Consider the following 14,630-nt stretch of genomic DNA (forward strand, 5'->3'; position numbering starts at 1 on the left):
ACTGAGTTTTCCTTTATCTATTATATCAAATATAAGTTCGTTTGTAACTAGCGAAGAATTCTTTTGTTCGTTCTTCTTTAGGATGGTGGATAATCTCATCCGGTGTTCCAGACTCAATGATTTTCCCCTTATCTAGGAAGAGAATCTTATCAGCCACTTGGGCTACAAAGGACATATCATGACTAACCAAAATCATGGTTTGACCTGACTTAGCAGCATCTGCAATAGATTTTTCTACTTCACCAACCAATTCTGGGTCAAGGGCTGAAGTTGGTTCGTCTAAGAGCAAGACATCTGGTTTCATAGCGAGCGCACGCGCTAAGGCAACCCGTTGCTTTTGTCCACCTGATAAATGTCGAGGGTAATGGTTTTCACGGTCAGAAAGCCCAACCTTAGCCAACTCTTCCTTGGCAATCTTAGTCGCTTCTTGATCAGACAATTTCTTGACAACAACCAAGCCTTCTTTCACATTATCAAGTGCTGTGCGGCGTTCAAACAAATTAAACTGTTGGAAAACCATAGACAGCTTACGACGAAGGGCAAGGATTTCTTCTTGAGTGATTTTAGAAAAATCAACTGAAAAATCATCAATCTGAATAGATCCACTGTCAGGTGTTTCAAGATAATTGAGACTACGAAGAAAAGTTGATTTTCCAGCTCCTGAAGAACCAATCAAGGCTACAACTTCCCCTTTTTGAATGTCCAAGTCCAGATGATCCAAGACAGTCTGTCCTGAAAAGGATTTGCTTAAATTCGAAATCTTAATCATTAACGAAGGTCTCCTTTCACATCTGTTTGCACTGTATCAGGTGCAGAAATAGCCATTTTTCTCTCGATGAAACGACCGAGGCTTTCAATTCCAATATTGACTACCCAATAAACAAGAGCAACGGAGATAAAGCGTTCAAAATAGCGGTAATCAGCCCCACCTAAAATCTGAGCTTGGGCAAAGACTTCCACAACACCCGCACTAAAGGCTAGGGAAGTTCCCTTGGTCAAGCCGATGAGGGAGTTAATTAAGGTTGGAGTAGCTACCACCGCTGCATTTGGAATAATCACTCGACGATAAACTTGCGCTCGGGTCATCCCCAGACTGCGTGCCGCCTCAATCTCACCAGGATTGACTGAGAGAATGGCTGCACGAATGGTTTCACTAGCATAAGCTGCCTCATTAAAGGCAAAGGCTACAATCGCAAAAACAGCCGCTGGAATCGCATTGATATTGAGACCAGTACCCCATTGCTGATTGAGAGCTTTCAAAGCCAAAGGGATTCCGTAGTAGGTCAACATGAGTTGCACCAAAATCGGTGTCCCTTTTAAGAAACTAACAAAGAAGGCCTGCAAGGGATATAAAATCTTGACACGATTGATCTTCACAATGGCAAAAAGAAGTGCCAAAACCAAGCCAAAAAGGGCACCACCAATGGTCAACATAATCGTTGTTGGAAGTTGTTGGACAATTCTCGGGATTCCATCAAAGACCGAACGCAGGCTAAAAAGCTTGCCATCCGGAATCAATTGCATCAAGTTTTGGTACCAATCTGATGCTAAAATCGTTGTAACATTCATAAAAACATCCTCTCCTGATAATGATTCATTCTACCATACTTCTGCCGTCAATGAAATTATTTGCTACGGTCAGATACAGACTTTGTCTACCTACTAGTTTATCATACTTTGAAACAGGGAGGTTATATATTTTATCTATCAAAGAGATAGATAAAAACTATTTCAATCCCAATTCTTCATAAGCTTTTCGATAACCGATTTGCTTAACAGTTCCATTTTCTACTAAAATGGGTCGTTTTAACAACATACCGTCACTTGCTAGCAACTCAGCCGCTTCTTGGTTTGACAGGCTTCCTACCTTATCTTTCAGCCCCAATTCACGGTATTTGATTCCACTGGTGTTAAAAAATTGCTTCAACTCGAAACCTGAGGTTTCTAGCCAGTTTAAAATGACTTCTTGGCTAGGTGTTTCTTCGACGATATGAACGGCTTTATAGTCCACACCGAGTTGGTTTAATTCTTGTTTTGCTTTTTTACAAGTTGAACATTTTGGATATTCGATAAATTCTAACATATCTTTCACTTTCTATTTTATATCTTTAAAATCTGCGCCTTCATGCTCCAAGAGCCAAGCTTTCTTTTCCACTCCTGCGGCATAACCAGTCAGACGCTTGCCAGCTCCCAGCACACGATGACAAGGTACTAGGATAGACCAAGGATTGCGTCCCACTGCTCCACCAATTGCTTGAGCAGAAGCCACTTGCAGATCTTGGGCTATTTGTCCATAGGTCACTGTCTGACCATAAGGAATTCTCTGTAAATAGGACCAAACTCGCTTTTCAAAATCCGTTCCGATTGGAGCCAAGGGCAAGTCGGATAAATCTTGAGGCTTGCCTTTAAAGTAAGCATCTAAGCAAGCAATAACTGAGTCTAAAATGGGATGACTAACAACTACTTCTATCGTTTCATCTCCTATCCCCCTCTCAAAATGCTTCTGCTCCTGCACCCAAATGCCATACAAATACTGGTCATCAGCTACGAGAGAAAGGGAGCCAATTGGCGAAGAATAGAGCATTTTTGCGTACTTCTTTTGCATTATTTCTTCAATTTTTGATAGGCCAAGCGTTCGCCATCAACTGGAACCTTACCAACCTGTTTAAATCCGAGTTTTTCAAAAATATGTTGCATAGCTTTGTTTTCAGCATGCGTATCTGAACGAAAATCAAGATAGTCAAAACCTTCAATCAAGCCCTCTAAGAAGGTTTGAGCAACTCCTTGTCCCTGCACATCTGCTGCCACAGCAATACGGTGAAAGACTAGATATTCTGACTCTCCAGCTTGCCAGTTTCCCTCATAAATATCTTCATAGGCCTCCTCTGGACTCTTAGTCACAGCAGCATAGGCTAGTAGTTCTCCCTCTTCCAAAGCTACATAGGCTTGACCTGAGATTATATCCTCAATAATAATATCAGCATTTGGATAACCATTTTGCCACTGGTCACTACCAGCATCTGCTAAACATTTCTTAGCATCCTCCATCACCTGCATAATGGCATCTACTTCATTTGGAAAAGCTAAACGAATCTCCATATTTTCTCCTCATTTCTGACTAGTTTCTCCCATCATAGCATAATTTAAGTCTTTCCACAAGCAGTTAAAATTTGACTTTCTATTTTTATTATTTTATAATCTAGTTATTAAAACTAGATAAAAAGGAGTTGGAAATGAAAACCGCCTTTTCCTACCCTAAATGGGCAGAAATTCCAAACATTGACCTCTATCTGGATCAGGTTTTACTCTATGTCAATCAGGTCTGCGCCCCTATTTCTACTGATAAAGACAAGGGACTAACAGCATCTATGATCAATAATTATGTGAAACATGGTTACCTGACAAAGCCTGACAAGAAAAAATACCAACGCCAACAGATTGCCCGTCTGATTGCTATCACAACACTCAAGTCTGTATTTTCTATTCAAGAAATAGCACATACACTTAATACTCTACAAATTCAAGCAAGTTCAGACCAACTCTACGATGCTTTTGTGGACTACATGAACCAAGGGATTGACCCAGCTAACCCTATCATACAAACCAGCTGCCAAACCGTTAAACTCTATCATCAAACTCTAGCCTTAATCCATCATACTCAAGAGGAGGAAATCTAATGAATACAAGCCTAAAGCTCAGCAAACAACTCAGTTTTGGAGAGGAGATTGCTAATAGTGTGACCCATGCTGTAGGTGCAGTCATCATGCTCATCTTACTCCCCATTTCATCCACCTATAGTTATGAGGCACACGGATTTTTATCATCTATCGGCGTTTCCATTTTCGTTATTAGTCTCTTTCTCATGTTCCTATCATCCACCATTTACCACTCTATGGCCTATGGTTCAACCCACAAATACGTCTTGCGGATCATCGACCATTCGATGATTTATGTGGCTATCGCAGGTTCTTACACGCCGGTCGTATTGACCTTGATGAATAACTGGTTTGGCTATCTGATTATTGCCATCCAGTGGGGAACGACCATCTTTGGTATTCTCTATAAAATCTTTGCTAAAAAAGTCAATGAGAAATTTAGCCTTGCTCTTTACCTGATTATGGGCTGGTTGGTTCTAGCTATCATTCCTGCCATTATCAGTCAAACAACGCCAATTTTCTGGAGTCTCATGGTAACTGGAGGACTTTGTTATACAGTTGGGACTGGATTTTACGCCAAGAAAAAACCTTATTTCCACATGATTTGGCATCTCTTTATCCTAGCTGCATCCGCACTCCAATACATTGCCATTGTTTATTACATGTAAAAAAGTTGAGAAATTCAATCTCAACTTTTTTCTTTACACATATTGATAAAGTACTGGTGCAAGCGCACATCATCAGTCAATTCTGGATGAAAAGAAGTTACCAACATATTTTTTTCTTGGGCTGCAACGATTTGATTATCAACTGTTGCTAGAATTTCTACATCTTCTCCAACACTGCTGATAATTGGACCACGGATAAAGATCATTGGAATCTGACCGACTCCCTTACATTCTGCTTCCGTATAGAAACTTCCTAATTGGCGCCCATAGGCATTGCGCTCGACCACCATATCCATAGTTCCTAGATGACTCTCTTCCTGAGAAGTAATTTCTTTAGCTAAGAGAATCAAACCTGCGCAAGTACCAAAAACGGGAAGTCCAGAAAGTATGGTTTCTCGAATGGGAATCAGCATGTTCTGGTCTCGTAAGAGCTTACCCATGGTTGTAGATTCCCCACCAGGTAATATCAAACCCGATAAATCACTCTGATGTTTCTGAAAATCATCTAGATTTCTGATTTCGACATTGTCTACGCCCAATTTATCTAGTACTTTTGCATGTTCTGCAAAGGCACCTTGCAAGGCCAATATTCCAATTTTCATCTATTTTCCTCGCTCAGCCATGAGGATTTGGATTTCATTTTCATTAATACCCACCATGGCTTCTCCTAAATCTTCAGAAATTTGAGCCAGGATTTGAGGATTTCGGAAATTAGTTACCGCTTTGACAATGGCACTAGCTCGTTTAACAGGATCTCCTGACTTAAAAATACCTGAACCGACAAAGACGCCTTCTGCCCCTAATTGCATCATCAACGCAGCATCTGCTGGCGTTGCAACGCCTCCAGCCGCAAAGTTTACAACTGGCAATTTTCCATGCTCATGGACATATTGAACCAATTCTACAGGTACTTGCAAGTCCTTAGCAGCAACATAAAGTTCGTCCTCTCGTAAGTTTTGAATACGGCGAATTTCCTGATTCATCATACGCATATGACGAACAGCTTGAACAATGTCTCCTGTCCCTGGTTCTCCTTTTGTACGAATCATAGAAGCACCTTCAGCGATACGACGCAAGGCTTCACCCAAATCCTTAGCCCCACAAACAAAAGGAACTTGGAATTCTTTTTTGTCCACATGGAAACGGTCGTCTGCTGGAGATAAAACTTCACTTTCATCGATATAGTCAATCTCAATAGCCTCTAAAATCTGAGCTTCAACAAAGTGCCCGATTCTGACCTTGGCCATTACTGGAATGCTAACCGCTTCTTGGATTTCCTTAATCATCTTTGGATCACTCATACGGGAAACCCCACCAGCTGCACGAATATCAGCTGGAATCCGCTCCAAGGCCATCACAGCTGCCGCACCAGCAGCTTCTGCAATACGGGCCTGTTCAGGGTTCTGAACGTCCATGATAACCCCACCTTTAAGCATCTGTGCCAAGTTTTTATTTAGTTCATAACGATTTTCAGTCATTTCTTTATCCTCATCATTTGTATTGGTAGCTACCATTTCATTTTAAGTTAGATTAAAATGAAGTACAAGATAAAAAAAACGTAATTGTATGGGTACAGAATAGTTAAAAAACTATCTGGCCTTAACTTAAGGCCAGATAGCTCATTCATTTTTATTTTTCAGCTGTAAGGGCAGCCATTGTGATGTAGTTGTATGGTTTGTTGAAGTGTGGCAAGAAGAATAGGTCTGTCAATGCCAATTTATCAATTGTCACATGCTCTTGGATAGCAAGTGAGAACATGTGGATTCCCATGCTGATTGCAGAATCGTGTGAAACCATTTGTGCACCAAGAATTTCACGACTATCTTTGTCAAAGACAATCTTGATGGCAACTTCATGGTTGTCATGCTTCATAAATTCTGGTTTTTGAAGATCGTTAAAGCCTGTTTCAGTTGCGTTGTAACCAGCAGCTTTAGCTTTTTCAAGAGTCAAACCAGTTGAAACCATGTGAAGACCGTAGATTGAGATACCGTTTGATCCTTGAACACCGATTCCTTCCAATTCATGTCCACATGCGTTATATGCACCAACTATACCAGTACGAACAGCATTTGAAGCAAGCGCGATGTAGCTAGTGTCTTTACGAGCGTTGTCATAAACAGTCGCACAGTCACCTACTGCGTAAACGCCTGGGATAGATGTTTCTTGTTTCTTGTCTACAAGGAAGGCACCGTTACGGAAGAGTTCAATTTTTCCATCAGCAAGGGCTGTGTTTGGACGGAAACCAACTGCAAGAACAACCATATCCACGTCAAAGCTTTCTTTGTCAGTAATCAAGCGTTCAACTTTACCGTCACCCTCAATTGCTTTAACAGTTTGACCAAGCGCCAAGCGGATGTTGTGGTCTTCCAAGTTCTTCGCCATCATTTGTGTGAAGTCTTTGTCATAGTAACCGTTCAAGACAGTATCAACGATATCAACAAGGACAACTTCTTTTCCAAGACGTTCAAAGGCTTCAGCAAGTTCAACACCGATATAACCACCACCAACAACGGCGATACGGTCAAGGTGTTGACTCTTATCAGACAATTTGTGAATCACTTCTTCAGCGTTTTGGTACAATTTAACGAATTGTACATTTTCAAGAGTTGCTTTAAATTCGCGGTTTCCTTTAACAATTTCAACACCTTCGATTGGTGGCAAGATTGGTGTAGAACCTGTAGCGAAAATCAATTTCTCATATGATTCTTTGTGCTCTTTCCCTTCAACTTCTGCTGTAACTACTTTGTTATCATAGTCGATTGAAAGAACTGGTGAGTTCATGTAAACCTTAGCACCTTTAGCTTCCAATTTTTCTTTATCAGAATAGAACAAGCCTTCAGCACCGTCAATTTGTTCACCGATCCAAAGGGCCATTCCACATCCTAGGAAAGAGATGTTAGAGTTTTGGTCGAATACAACGATTTCGTTCTCATTGCCAAAATTATCCAACATAGTATTAATACATGCTGTACCAGCGTGGTTAGCACCAACTACAACGATTTTACTCATAGAAAAATTCCTACCTTCAATTTTAAATTTACCCTTCTAGTATAACATTTACTGTTAGCGTTTACAAGAGTTTAGCTAATTTTCCCGATTTTTTTGTAAAAAAATGTAAATAATCTGTATTTTATCAGTCTTTCTTACAATTATTTTTTTATTTTCTGAGCATATTTCTTGACAAGTTTACAAATTTTATTTGTGAAAACGCTGACTTTATGGTATGCTAGTATCATGGAAAGAAAATGTAAGGGGTTAAATTTAATATAAATTTACAATGTTTCAACCTTCTTTTCATAAGAGAAAGGAGTTGGTAGCTTGCCTCTTAGTTCACATTCCGAACGGCTAATGGGGACTACTATCACTATTTCATTAGTAGATGAGCGAGCCGATAGCTTGCTCCAAAAATCCTTTGATTTGCTCAAAGAGCTTGAATACCGCTTCAATGCCAATAGTCAAGAATCTGAGTTGATGGAAATCAATTATCAAGCTGGAATAGCTCCAGTCAAAGTTCATCCAGACCTGTTTGAATTGATTTCACTTGGATTAGAGCATAGCCTAGCGCCCTCTAGTCATCTAAACATTAGCATTGGTCCCTTGATTCAAACCTGGCGTATCGGTTTTTCAGATGCCAAAGTTGCCCAGCCTCAAGAAATTGAATCAGTACTTCCTTTAATCAATCCTCATTATATCGAGTTAGATTCTTCCACTTCCACTGTGTTTTTAAAACAAAAAGGAATGAAAATCGATCTTGGTTGTTTAGCCAAGGGTTATAGTGCGGATAAAGTTGCCCAATTTCTTAGAGAAGAGGGAGTAACATCTGCCTTGATCAATCTGGGAGGGAATATCCTGACTATTGGAAAAAATCAGGCAAGAGGAAATCAGCCTTGGCAAATCGGGATTCAAGACCCAGCCAATCCGAGGGGAAATCACTTAATGACCATCCCTGTTGTCAATAAATCTGTCGTGACTTCAGGCATTTATGAACGTCACCTGACTGTCGATGGAAAAGATTACCATCATATTTTTGACAGCCAAACAGGATATCCTGTTGAAACGGAACTAGCTAGTCTGACAATCATCTCTGATAAATCAGTCGATGGTGAAATCTGGACAACTCGTCTATTTGGAGAAAAACCTGCTTCTATCCTCTGGCAAGTCGAAAGTTTGGAGGGCATCGAAGCTATCCTCATCGATAAAGAAGGTTACCTAAGCTGTTCTTCAGGAATTCCTACTCTATAGAAATAGATGTTTCAATGGAGTTTTAAAATCGTATTATGTAAAAAGAGAAAGGAAATCTCATGTTAAAACTTATTGCTATTGTTGGAACAAATTCAAAACGTTCTACAAACCGTCAATTGCTTCAATACATGCAAAAACACTTTGCTGAAAAAGCTGAAATTGAACTTGTTGAAATTAAAGACATTCCTGTCTTCAATAAGCCAGCCGACAAGCAAGTACCTGTTGAAATTTTAGAAATTGCTGCTAAAATTGAAGAGGCAGATGGCGTTATTATCGGTACTCCTGAGTATGACCACTCTATCCCAGCTGTTTTGATGAGCGCTCTTGCTTGGTTGTCTTATGGTATCTATCCACTTTTGAACAAACCAATCATGATTACAGGTGCTTCATATGGTACTCTTGGTTCATCACGTGCCCAATTACAACTTCGCCAAATCTTGAATGCCCCAGAAATTAAGGCAAGTGTCCTTCCAGATGAATTCTTGCTTTCACATTCTCTTCAAGCCTTCACCCCAAGTGGAGACCTAGTAGATCTTGATGTTATCAAAAAACTGGATGCTACTTTTGACGACTTCCGTATCTTTGTAAAAATTACTGAAAAATTGCGTAATGCACAAGAACTACTTCGCAAAGATGCTGAAGACTTTGACTGGGAAAATTTGTAAGATAGGAGACCAAAAAGAATGAAATTTGTTGGACTTGTAGGATCAAACTACGATCAATCATATAACCGTAAACTCTTGGAATTTATCCGTCGTCACTTCAAACTTAAATTTGAATTAGAAGTTCTTGAAATTGACGAAGTTCCAATGTTTAATCAAGACGAAAAATGGGACGAAAGTTTCCAATTACGTTATTTATATAACAAAATTACTCGTGCTGATGGTGTTATCATTGCTACTCCTGAGCACAACCACACAATCTCAGCTTCCCTAAAATCTGTTCTTGAATGGCTTTCATACGAAGTTCATCCATTTGAAAACAAACCAGTCATGATTGTGGGAGCATCTTACTACGACCAAGGTACTTCTCGTGCCCAAGTTCACCTTCGTAAGATTCTTGACGCTCCAGGTGTCAATGCCTACACACTTCCAGGAAATGAATTCCTTCTTGGTAAAGCTAAAGAAGCCTTTGATGTTAATGGGAATATCACAAATGAAGGAACTATTAATTTCCTTGAAACATGTTTAGACAACTTTGTAAAATATGTGGGAGTCGTTTCAAAATTGAAAAAACCAAAACCAATCGCACCAGAAGATTTATATTGTACAAATCCAATTGCAACTACCATTCAAGGTGTTGATCCTGATGATCCTGAATGGGTAGAAAAAGCTGCTGAGCTTGTTGGAGCTGTTTCTGGAGATACTTACGTAAAATTAGACCATGGTATCTTGACAGTTAACCAAATTGATATGTTCTTGAAAGCAATGCCATTTGAGTTGACATATGCGGATGATAATAACCAATTCTTGTACTACAATAACGCCCACCAAGATCCAAACACTATGTATGGTAAACGTGTGCGAGTTCAAGCAGGTAGCCGACTAGGAACAGTACACGCTTCTCTACCACCTGCAAGAATGAAAAACGTTGAGTGGGTTGTAGGCGTATTACGTAATGGTGATCAAGAGTATGTTCGTACAATTGTTCCAGGACAACCAGAAGGTGTTATTAATACACATAACTACAAGGCAATGTACTATCCAGATGGCTCATATGCTGGAATTAATGAAATTATCTTTAATTTCCAACCATGGCTTGATTGGTACTTAGAAACAACTGGTCAACGTCTAGTTGGTGGAAATGCTGCAGCATCTGCTGGCGGACATGGTCACGGCGATGCAGATGCTACATCTGGAGCTTCTGATGCAGGTGATGCTGGAGCTCACGGTGGTGGCGCAGACGCTACATCTGGTGCAAGCAACTAATAGTAGTTTTAGGAACCATCTTGGTTCCTTTTTTAGCAAAAAAAGACTAGCAAACACAAACTGCTAGTCTTTTAGTTATTATTTCATCTATCTTTGTTAAAAGAAAAAATATTTATTATGAATTTGGGTCATCGAGACTACGACCATGTAAGCCTTTTTCACGTTGTACCTGACGTAGTTTCTCTGGTGTAACATCGTTTCCTTCTTCGTCCACAATTTTGATCCCTTCGATGTGGTGACGAACAGTGCGACGATAACCTTCGATGTACTCCTCACGTAGTTTGGCTTGTTCTACTTTTTCTTCTGGGGTCAAGCCTTCTGTTTTTTTCTTTTTGGCAAGCTCGTTAATACGATCAATTTTTTTAGGATCCATATTTCTCTCCTTTATGATAAGATTTAATGCGTTTAACAGATTTTATCTGGTATTGATTTGGTTAAAACGTGCAAGCTTAGCTGCTTTTTGAGTTAAATGAGACAAGATAGCCAAACGATTTTGACGGACAGCCTGATCTTCGGCCATAACCATAGTATTTTCAAAGAAGGCATCAATAACTGGACTAAGCGCAAAGAGCTGTTTCAATTGCTGACTTGCAGTTCCTGACAAAACGAGTGATTCTACTGCTTCTGCCAAAGCTTTCTCTTCTTCATTCTCAAAGTGAGCAGGATCAACAGTATCAGTTCCTTCGGCTTTTTCAGCCAAGTTGAAAGCACGTGAGAGGGATTCAACAGATGGTTTGAAGTCTTCTTTCTTGCTTGCTTCTACGAAAGCACTTGCCGCTTCCAACATATCCGCCACAACAAAGTTCGAACTTGCAAGGACCGCTTCCTTAACGTCTTTTGGAGTAGAGCCCATCATCTTATCGACACGAGCCTTGATAAAGTCCATGACCTCCGCTTTATTTTCATAAGTTAAGCTGTCGAATTTCAAATCATAAAGGCTATCGATCAGCTCATCCATAGCAATGTGCCAACCAAAGGCATCCAAGATACGAACCACACCTTGAGTCGCGCGACGAAGGGCATAAGGGTCATTAGAACCTGATGGAATCAAGCCTACTGAGAAGAAACTCAAAATCGTATCCAATTTGTCTGCAATAGCTAGAATGGCTCCAACCTTGCTCTCTGGAAGTTCTCCTTCGGCTGATGTAGGCATGTAGTGTTCACGAATAGCAACTGCCACCGCTGGAGTTTCCCCAGCAAGAAAGGCATATTTCTCACCCATAATGCCTTGGAGCTCGTCAAATTCGCCAACCATACCTGTCAACAAGTCAAACTTGTAAATAGCAGCTGCACGGGCTAAGTCAACTGTTTCATCAGCTGATAAACCTGCTTTTTCTGCCAAAAGTACAGCGATTTGACCCGTACGAATCATGTGTTCACGAAGGGAACCAATTTTCTCATGGAAGGTTACATTGTTTAATTTTTCAACAAGGTCTGAAATAACCAATTTTTGGTCTTCACGCCAGAAGAATTCTCCGTCTTCCAAACGAGCTACCAAAACTTTTTCATTTCCTTTGATAACATTTTCCAAATACTCTGCGTTTCCATTACGAACAGAAATAAAGTTTGGCAAGAGTTTGCCATCTTGATCGCGAACAACAAAGTAACGTTGGTGTTCTTTCATTGAAGTCACTAAAACTTCTTCTGGAACTTCAAGGTATTTGGCATCAAAACTTCCCATAAAGGCAGTTGGGTATTCAACCAAGTTCAAGACTTCGTTCAGCAAATCCGCATCAATTTCGATACGTACACCATTTTTCTCCTCGATTGCCTTAATTTGGTCAACAATCATTTGCTCACGTTCACGTGGATCTGCGATTACAAACTGCTTACGAAGATCTTCTTCATAGCTCAAAGCTGACTGAATTTTGGTTTCTTTCCCCAAGAAACGATGACCACGGCTCACACGACCTCCCTTGATATCAAGGAAATCCAAATCAAACTCTTCTTCATCTAAAAGAACAGTTAAAGTGTGAACAGGGCGGATATATTCAAAAATGTTGTTAGCCCAGTGCATGCTGACAGGGAAAGTCAAGGACTTCAAGACATCCACAACACCAGGAACAATGGCTTCAACTGCTTGACCAATTTCTTCCTTAGTGACATAGACATATTCTTCACCCTTAATTTCACGGAATTCGATATCTTCAACAGTCAAGCCTTTTCCACGGACAAATCCTTGAGCAGCTTTGGTGAAGTTCCCATCACTATCCAAGGCAATTTTCTTTGCTGGACCCTTGAAATCTTCTGTCAAATCAGCCTGTTTGTCTGCTAGACCAGTCACACGAACAGCCAAACGACGTGGTGTTGAGAAGGTTTGAACGGCTTCAAAAGACAGGCGGTTTTCCTTGAGGAAGGCTGCCATTTTTTCGCCTAGTTGTTTTTCACTTGGTGTGACAACATAGGCTGGTAATTCTTCAAGACCGAGTTCTACTAATAAGTTTTTTGTCATGTTTTTTCTCCGAAAAATATCTTTTTATTTTCCAGTTTGCCTTATGTGATTGGCACGCAAGCAACCAACTTCGTTGTTTCATTGCTAAAATTGGAGCCAAAAGTCTCCAATTTTGCCTAGTATCCTTAGTTTCACTAAGGATACCTTCATCACTACGGCAACTGGCTCAGGGCTCACTCTGTTCGCCCATTTTCGTAATTTGTCACTCTCTTTATTCTGCGTCTTCTGCTAAGAGTTTAGCTCGTGTTGCTTCATCCAAAAGTGGATAGCCTAGGCGTTTGCGTTCTGCGACAAAGGTTTTAGCTACGACACGGGCTAGGTTACGAATACGAGCGATATAGCCTGCGCGCTCTGTTACAGATACGGCACCACGTGCATCAAGCAAGTTAAAGGTATGTGAACATTTGAGAACATAGTCATAGGCAGGGTGTACCAATCCTTCTTCCAAGGCGCGACCAGCTTCTTTTTCAAACTTATCAAAGTTTTCAAGCAACATTTCTTGATCCGAAATTTCAAATGAATATTTTGAGTGTTCGTACTCAGGCTGGATGAAGATTTCTCCGTATTTTACACCATCAGCCCATTCAATATCATAGACAGAATCCACTTCCTGAATATAAGAAGCTAAGCGTTCCAAACCATAGGTAACTTCAGCTGTCACAGGGCCAGTTGCCAGTCCACCGACTTGTTGGAAATAAGTAAATTGAGTGATTTCCATCCCATCAAGCCAAACTTCCCAACCAAGACCAGCTGAACCAGTTGATGGGTTTTCCCAGTTGTCCTCAACGAAACGAATATCATGTTCCAAAGGATTGATTCCCAATTTTTCCAAAGACTCAAGGTAAAGTTCTTGGATGTTTGATGGAGATGGCTTCATGACCACCTGGAATTGGTGGTGTTGGTAAAGACGGTTAGGATTTTCTCCGTAACGACCGTCAGCAGGACGACGTGATGGCTCTACATACGCTGCATTCCATGGCTCAGGTCCGATAGCACGAAGGAAAGTGTACGGACTCATGGTTCCCGCACCTTTTTCATTGTCATAAGCCTGCATAAGCATACAACCTTGGTCATTCCAAAATTGTTGCAAAGTCAAAATAATTTCTTGAAATGTTAATTTTTTAGACATTGAATACTCCTTAATAAAAAATGATTTTTTGCGACACGAGTCTGCCTTGTTGATTATACGAGGCAAGACGAGTTAGTACTGCGTCTAGCTCAGGCACTCTAGTGCTGAGCGTGGGGCAGTCCGACTGTAAGGAGGTCTCTGCCACTGATGCAGTGGAAAGTCAATTTTTTAGACATTATTTACTCCTTTTTCTATAAATTACTTGCGACACGAGTCTGCCTCGTCGATTTTACGAGGAAAGACGAGTTAGTACTGCTTCTAGCTTAAACAGACCTAAAGCAGTAGGACTGTATAGAAAATCACAGACTGATTTTCTTGAAAGAAGACTCAGGTTCAAAATCAAAAAGAACCGAATTTCAACACCCAAGCCTTGCGACTAGGGGCGTCAGAAACGCGGTTCCACCCTAATTTATTACTTCATTGTTTTTGAAAATACTACAGAAAGCGCCAGCTCTTTATTTTGTCCTACTTGGCTCCCACTATTCCAAGCTCGCTTGAAGAACGCCATAAGACTTTCTTTCCTGATGACTATTATATCAGAATTGTAACATACTG

The 14,630-nt window shown here is 40.5% G+C and carries 16 protein-coding genes; 5 read left to right on the top strand and 11 right to left on the bottom strand.

Annotated features, from left to right (window positions below):
- Positions 1-25: 25 nt before the first annotated feature.
- The 5 genes from FBF73_RS04050 to FBF73_RS04070 form a co-directional block, all read right to left on the bottom strand.
- Entirely contained in the window at positions 26-769 is a 744-nt protein-coding gene (locus FBF73_RS04050; protein WP_000590965.1) for an amino acid ABC transporter ATP-binding protein, read from the bottom strand.
- Positions 769-1,569 carry an amino acid ABC transporter permease gene (locus FBF73_RS04055; protein ID WP_001103451.1) on the bottom strand — a complete coding sequence of 267 codons (801 nt, stop codon included), beginning with the start codon at positions 1,567-1,569 and terminating at the stop codon, positions 769-771. Before FBF73_RS04055 ends, FBF73_RS04050 begins: the two co-directional genes overlap by 1 nt.
- A 157-nt stretch (positions 1,570-1,726) precedes the next feature.
- A complete protein-coding gene (locus FBF73_RS04060; protein WP_000889091.1) occupies positions 1,727-2,083 on the bottom strand; it encodes an arsenate reductase family protein in 357 nt (118 codons plus the stop codon).
- A 12-nt stretch (positions 2,084-2,095) separates the two neighbouring features.
- Positions 2,096-2,605 (bottom strand): methylated-DNA--[protein]-cysteine S-methyltransferase, encoded by a 510-nt coding sequence (locus tag FBF73_RS04065; protein ID WP_136937053.1) that lies wholly within the window; start codon positions 2,603-2,605, stop codon positions 2,096-2,098.
- A complete protein-coding gene (locus FBF73_RS04070) occupies positions 2,605-3,099 on the bottom strand; it encodes a GNAT family N-acetyltransferase (RefSeq protein WP_136937054.1) in 495 nt (164 codons plus the stop codon). Before FBF73_RS04070 ends, FBF73_RS04065 begins: the two co-directional genes overlap by 1 nt.
- A 134-nt stretch (positions 3,100-3,233) precedes the next feature.
- On the opposite strand from FBF73_RS04070, the gene FBF73_RS04075 reads away from it, so the two are divergent.
- Both FBF73_RS04075 and trhA read left to right on the top strand, forming a co-directional pair.
- Positions 3,234-3,677 carry a DUF1836 domain-containing protein gene (locus FBF73_RS04075; RefSeq protein WP_136937055.1) on the top strand — a complete coding sequence of 148 codons (444 nt, stop codon included), beginning with the start codon at positions 3,234-3,236 and terminating at the stop codon, positions 3,675-3,677.
- Positions 3,677-4,324, top strand: coding sequence for a PAQR family membrane homeostasis protein TrhA (gene trhA, locus FBF73_RS04080; protein ID WP_136937056.1), 648 nt, complete (start codon positions 3,677-3,679; stop codon positions 4,322-4,324). Before FBF73_RS04075 ends, trhA begins: the two co-directional genes overlap by 1 nt.
- A 20-nt stretch (positions 4,325-4,344) precedes the next feature.
- Here the strand turns inward: trhA and pdxT are convergent, their stop codons facing one another.
- From pdxT to nox, 3 genes are all read right to left on the bottom strand, one after another.
- Positions 4,345-4,926, bottom strand: coding sequence for a pyridoxal 5'-phosphate synthase glutaminase subunit PdxT (pdxT, locus tag FBF73_RS04085; protein WP_136937057.1), 582 nt, complete (start codon positions 4,924-4,926; stop codon positions 4,345-4,347).
- Entirely contained in the window at positions 4,927-5,802 is an 876-nt protein-coding gene (pdxS, locus tag FBF73_RS04090; RefSeq protein WP_000138517.1) for a pyridoxal 5'-phosphate synthase lyase subunit PdxS, read from the bottom strand. It abuts the gene before it with no gap.
- Between the two features lie 151 nt (positions 5,803-5,953).
- Positions 5,954-7,333 (bottom strand): H2O-forming NADH oxidase, encoded by a 1,380-nt coding sequence (gene nox, locus FBF73_RS04095; RefSeq protein WP_136937058.1) that lies wholly within the window; start codon positions 7,331-7,333, stop codon positions 5,954-5,956.
- A gap of 309 nt (positions 7,334-7,642) precedes the next feature.
- On the opposite strand from nox, the gene FBF73_RS04100 reads away from it, so the two are divergent.
- Genes FBF73_RS04100 through FBF73_RS04110 form a run of 3 tightly spaced genes read left to right on the top strand, consistent with a single transcriptional unit; the run spans position 7,643 to position 10,494 of the window.
- Entirely contained in the window at positions 7,643-8,566 is a 924-nt protein-coding gene (locus FBF73_RS04100; RefSeq protein WP_136937059.1) for an FAD:protein FMN transferase, read from the top strand.
- 59 nt (positions 8,567-8,625) lie between these two features.
- Positions 8,626-9,231 carry an NADPH-dependent FMN reductase gene (locus tag FBF73_RS04105; protein WP_070842713.1) on the top strand — a complete coding sequence of 202 codons (606 nt, stop codon included), beginning with the start codon at positions 8,626-8,628 and terminating at the stop codon, positions 9,229-9,231.
- 18 nt (positions 9,232-9,249) lie between these two features.
- A complete protein-coding gene (locus FBF73_RS04110; protein ID WP_124788172.1) occupies positions 9,250-10,494 on the top strand; it encodes an NAD(P)H-dependent oxidoreductase in 1,245 nt (414 codons plus the stop codon).
- 115 nt (positions 10,495-10,609) lie between these two features.
- On the opposite strand, the gene FBF73_RS04115 is transcribed toward FBF73_RS04110, so the two are convergent.
- The 3 genes from FBF73_RS04115 to glyQ all read right to left on the bottom strand — a co-directional run bounded on the left by FBF73_RS04115 (position 10,610) and on the right by glyQ (position 14,075).
- Entirely contained in the window at positions 10,610-10,867 is a 258-nt protein-coding gene (locus FBF73_RS04115; RefSeq protein WP_000371299.1) for a DUF896 family protein, read from the bottom strand.
- A 42-nt stretch (positions 10,868-10,909) separates the two neighbouring features.
- Entirely contained in the window at positions 10,910-12,946 is a 2,037-nt protein-coding gene (glyS, locus tag FBF73_RS04120; protein WP_124788171.1) for a glycine--tRNA ligase subunit beta, read from the bottom strand.
- Positions 12,947-13,157: 211 nt separating this feature from the next.
- A complete protein-coding gene (glyQ, locus tag FBF73_RS04125) occupies positions 13,158-14,075 on the bottom strand; it encodes a glycine--tRNA ligase subunit alpha (protein ID WP_000038733.1) in 918 nt (305 codons plus the stop codon).
- Between the last annotated feature and the right edge of the window lie 555 nt (positions 14,076-14,630).

It is taken from the genome of Streptococcus mitis, assembly GCF_005144795.1.
GTDB lineage: Bacteria > Bacillota > Bacilli > Lactobacillales > Streptococcaceae > Streptococcus > Streptococcus mitis_BB.

What these genes read in the sequence shown, in the direction of transcription:
- FBF73_RS04110 (WP_124788172.1), top strand. Translation starts at nt 9,250, where the DNA reads ATGAAATTTGTTGGACTTGTAGGATCAAACTACGATCAATCATATAAC.
- FBF73_RS04060 (WP_000889091.1), bottom strand. Translation starts at nt 2,083, where the DNA reads ATGTTAGAATTTATCGAATATCCAAAATGTTCAACTTGTAAAAAAGCA.
- glyS (WP_124788171.1), bottom strand. Translation starts at nt 12,946, where the DNA reads ATGACAAAAAACTTATTAGTAGAACTCGGTCTTGAAGAATTACCAGCC.
- FBF73_RS04105 (WP_070842713.1), top strand. Translation starts at nt 8,626, where the DNA reads ATGTTAAAACTTATTGCTATTGTTGGAACAAATTCAAAACGTTCTACA.
- glyQ (WP_000038733.1), bottom strand. Translation starts at nt 14,075, where the DNA reads ATGTCTAAAAAATTAACATTTCAAGAAATTATTTTGACTTTGCAACAA.
- FBF73_RS04075 (WP_136937055.1), top strand. Translation starts at nt 3,234, where the DNA reads ATGAAAACCGCCTTTTCCTACCCTAAATGGGCAGAAATTCCAAACATT.
- pdxS (WP_000138517.1), bottom strand. Translation starts at nt 5,802, where the DNA reads ATGACTGAAAATCGTTATGAACTAAATAAAAACTTGGCACAGATGCTT.
- pdxT (WP_136937057.1), bottom strand. Translation starts at nt 4,926, where the DNA reads ATGAAAATTGGAATATTGGCCTTGCAAGGTGCCTTTGCAGAACATGCA.
- FBF73_RS04050 (WP_000590965.1), bottom strand. Translation starts at nt 769, where the DNA reads ATGATTAAGATTTCGAATTTAAGCAAATCCTTTTCAGGACAGACTGTC.
- FBF73_RS04070 (WP_136937054.1), bottom strand. Translation starts at nt 3,099, where the DNA reads ATGGAGATTCGTTTAGCTTTTCCAAATGAAGTAGATGCCATTATGCAG.
- FBF73_RS04115 (WP_000371299.1), bottom strand. Translation starts at nt 10,867, where the DNA reads ATGGATCCTAAAAAAATTGATCGTATTAACGAGCTTGCCAAAAAGAAA.
- FBF73_RS04055 (WP_001103451.1), bottom strand. Translation starts at nt 1,569, where the DNA reads ATGAATGTTACAACGATTTTAGCATCAGATTGGTACCAAAACTTGATG.
- trhA (WP_136937056.1), top strand. Translation starts at nt 3,677, where the DNA reads ATGAATACAAGCCTAAAGCTCAGCAAACAACTCAGTTTTGGAGAGGAG.
- FBF73_RS04065 (WP_136937053.1), bottom strand. Translation starts at nt 2,605, where the DNA reads ATGCAAAAGAAGTACGCAAAAATGCTCTATTCTTCGCCAATTGGCTCC.
- nox (WP_136937058.1), bottom strand. Translation starts at nt 7,333, where the DNA reads ATGAGTAAAATCGTTGTAGTTGGTGCTAACCACGCTGGTACAGCATGT.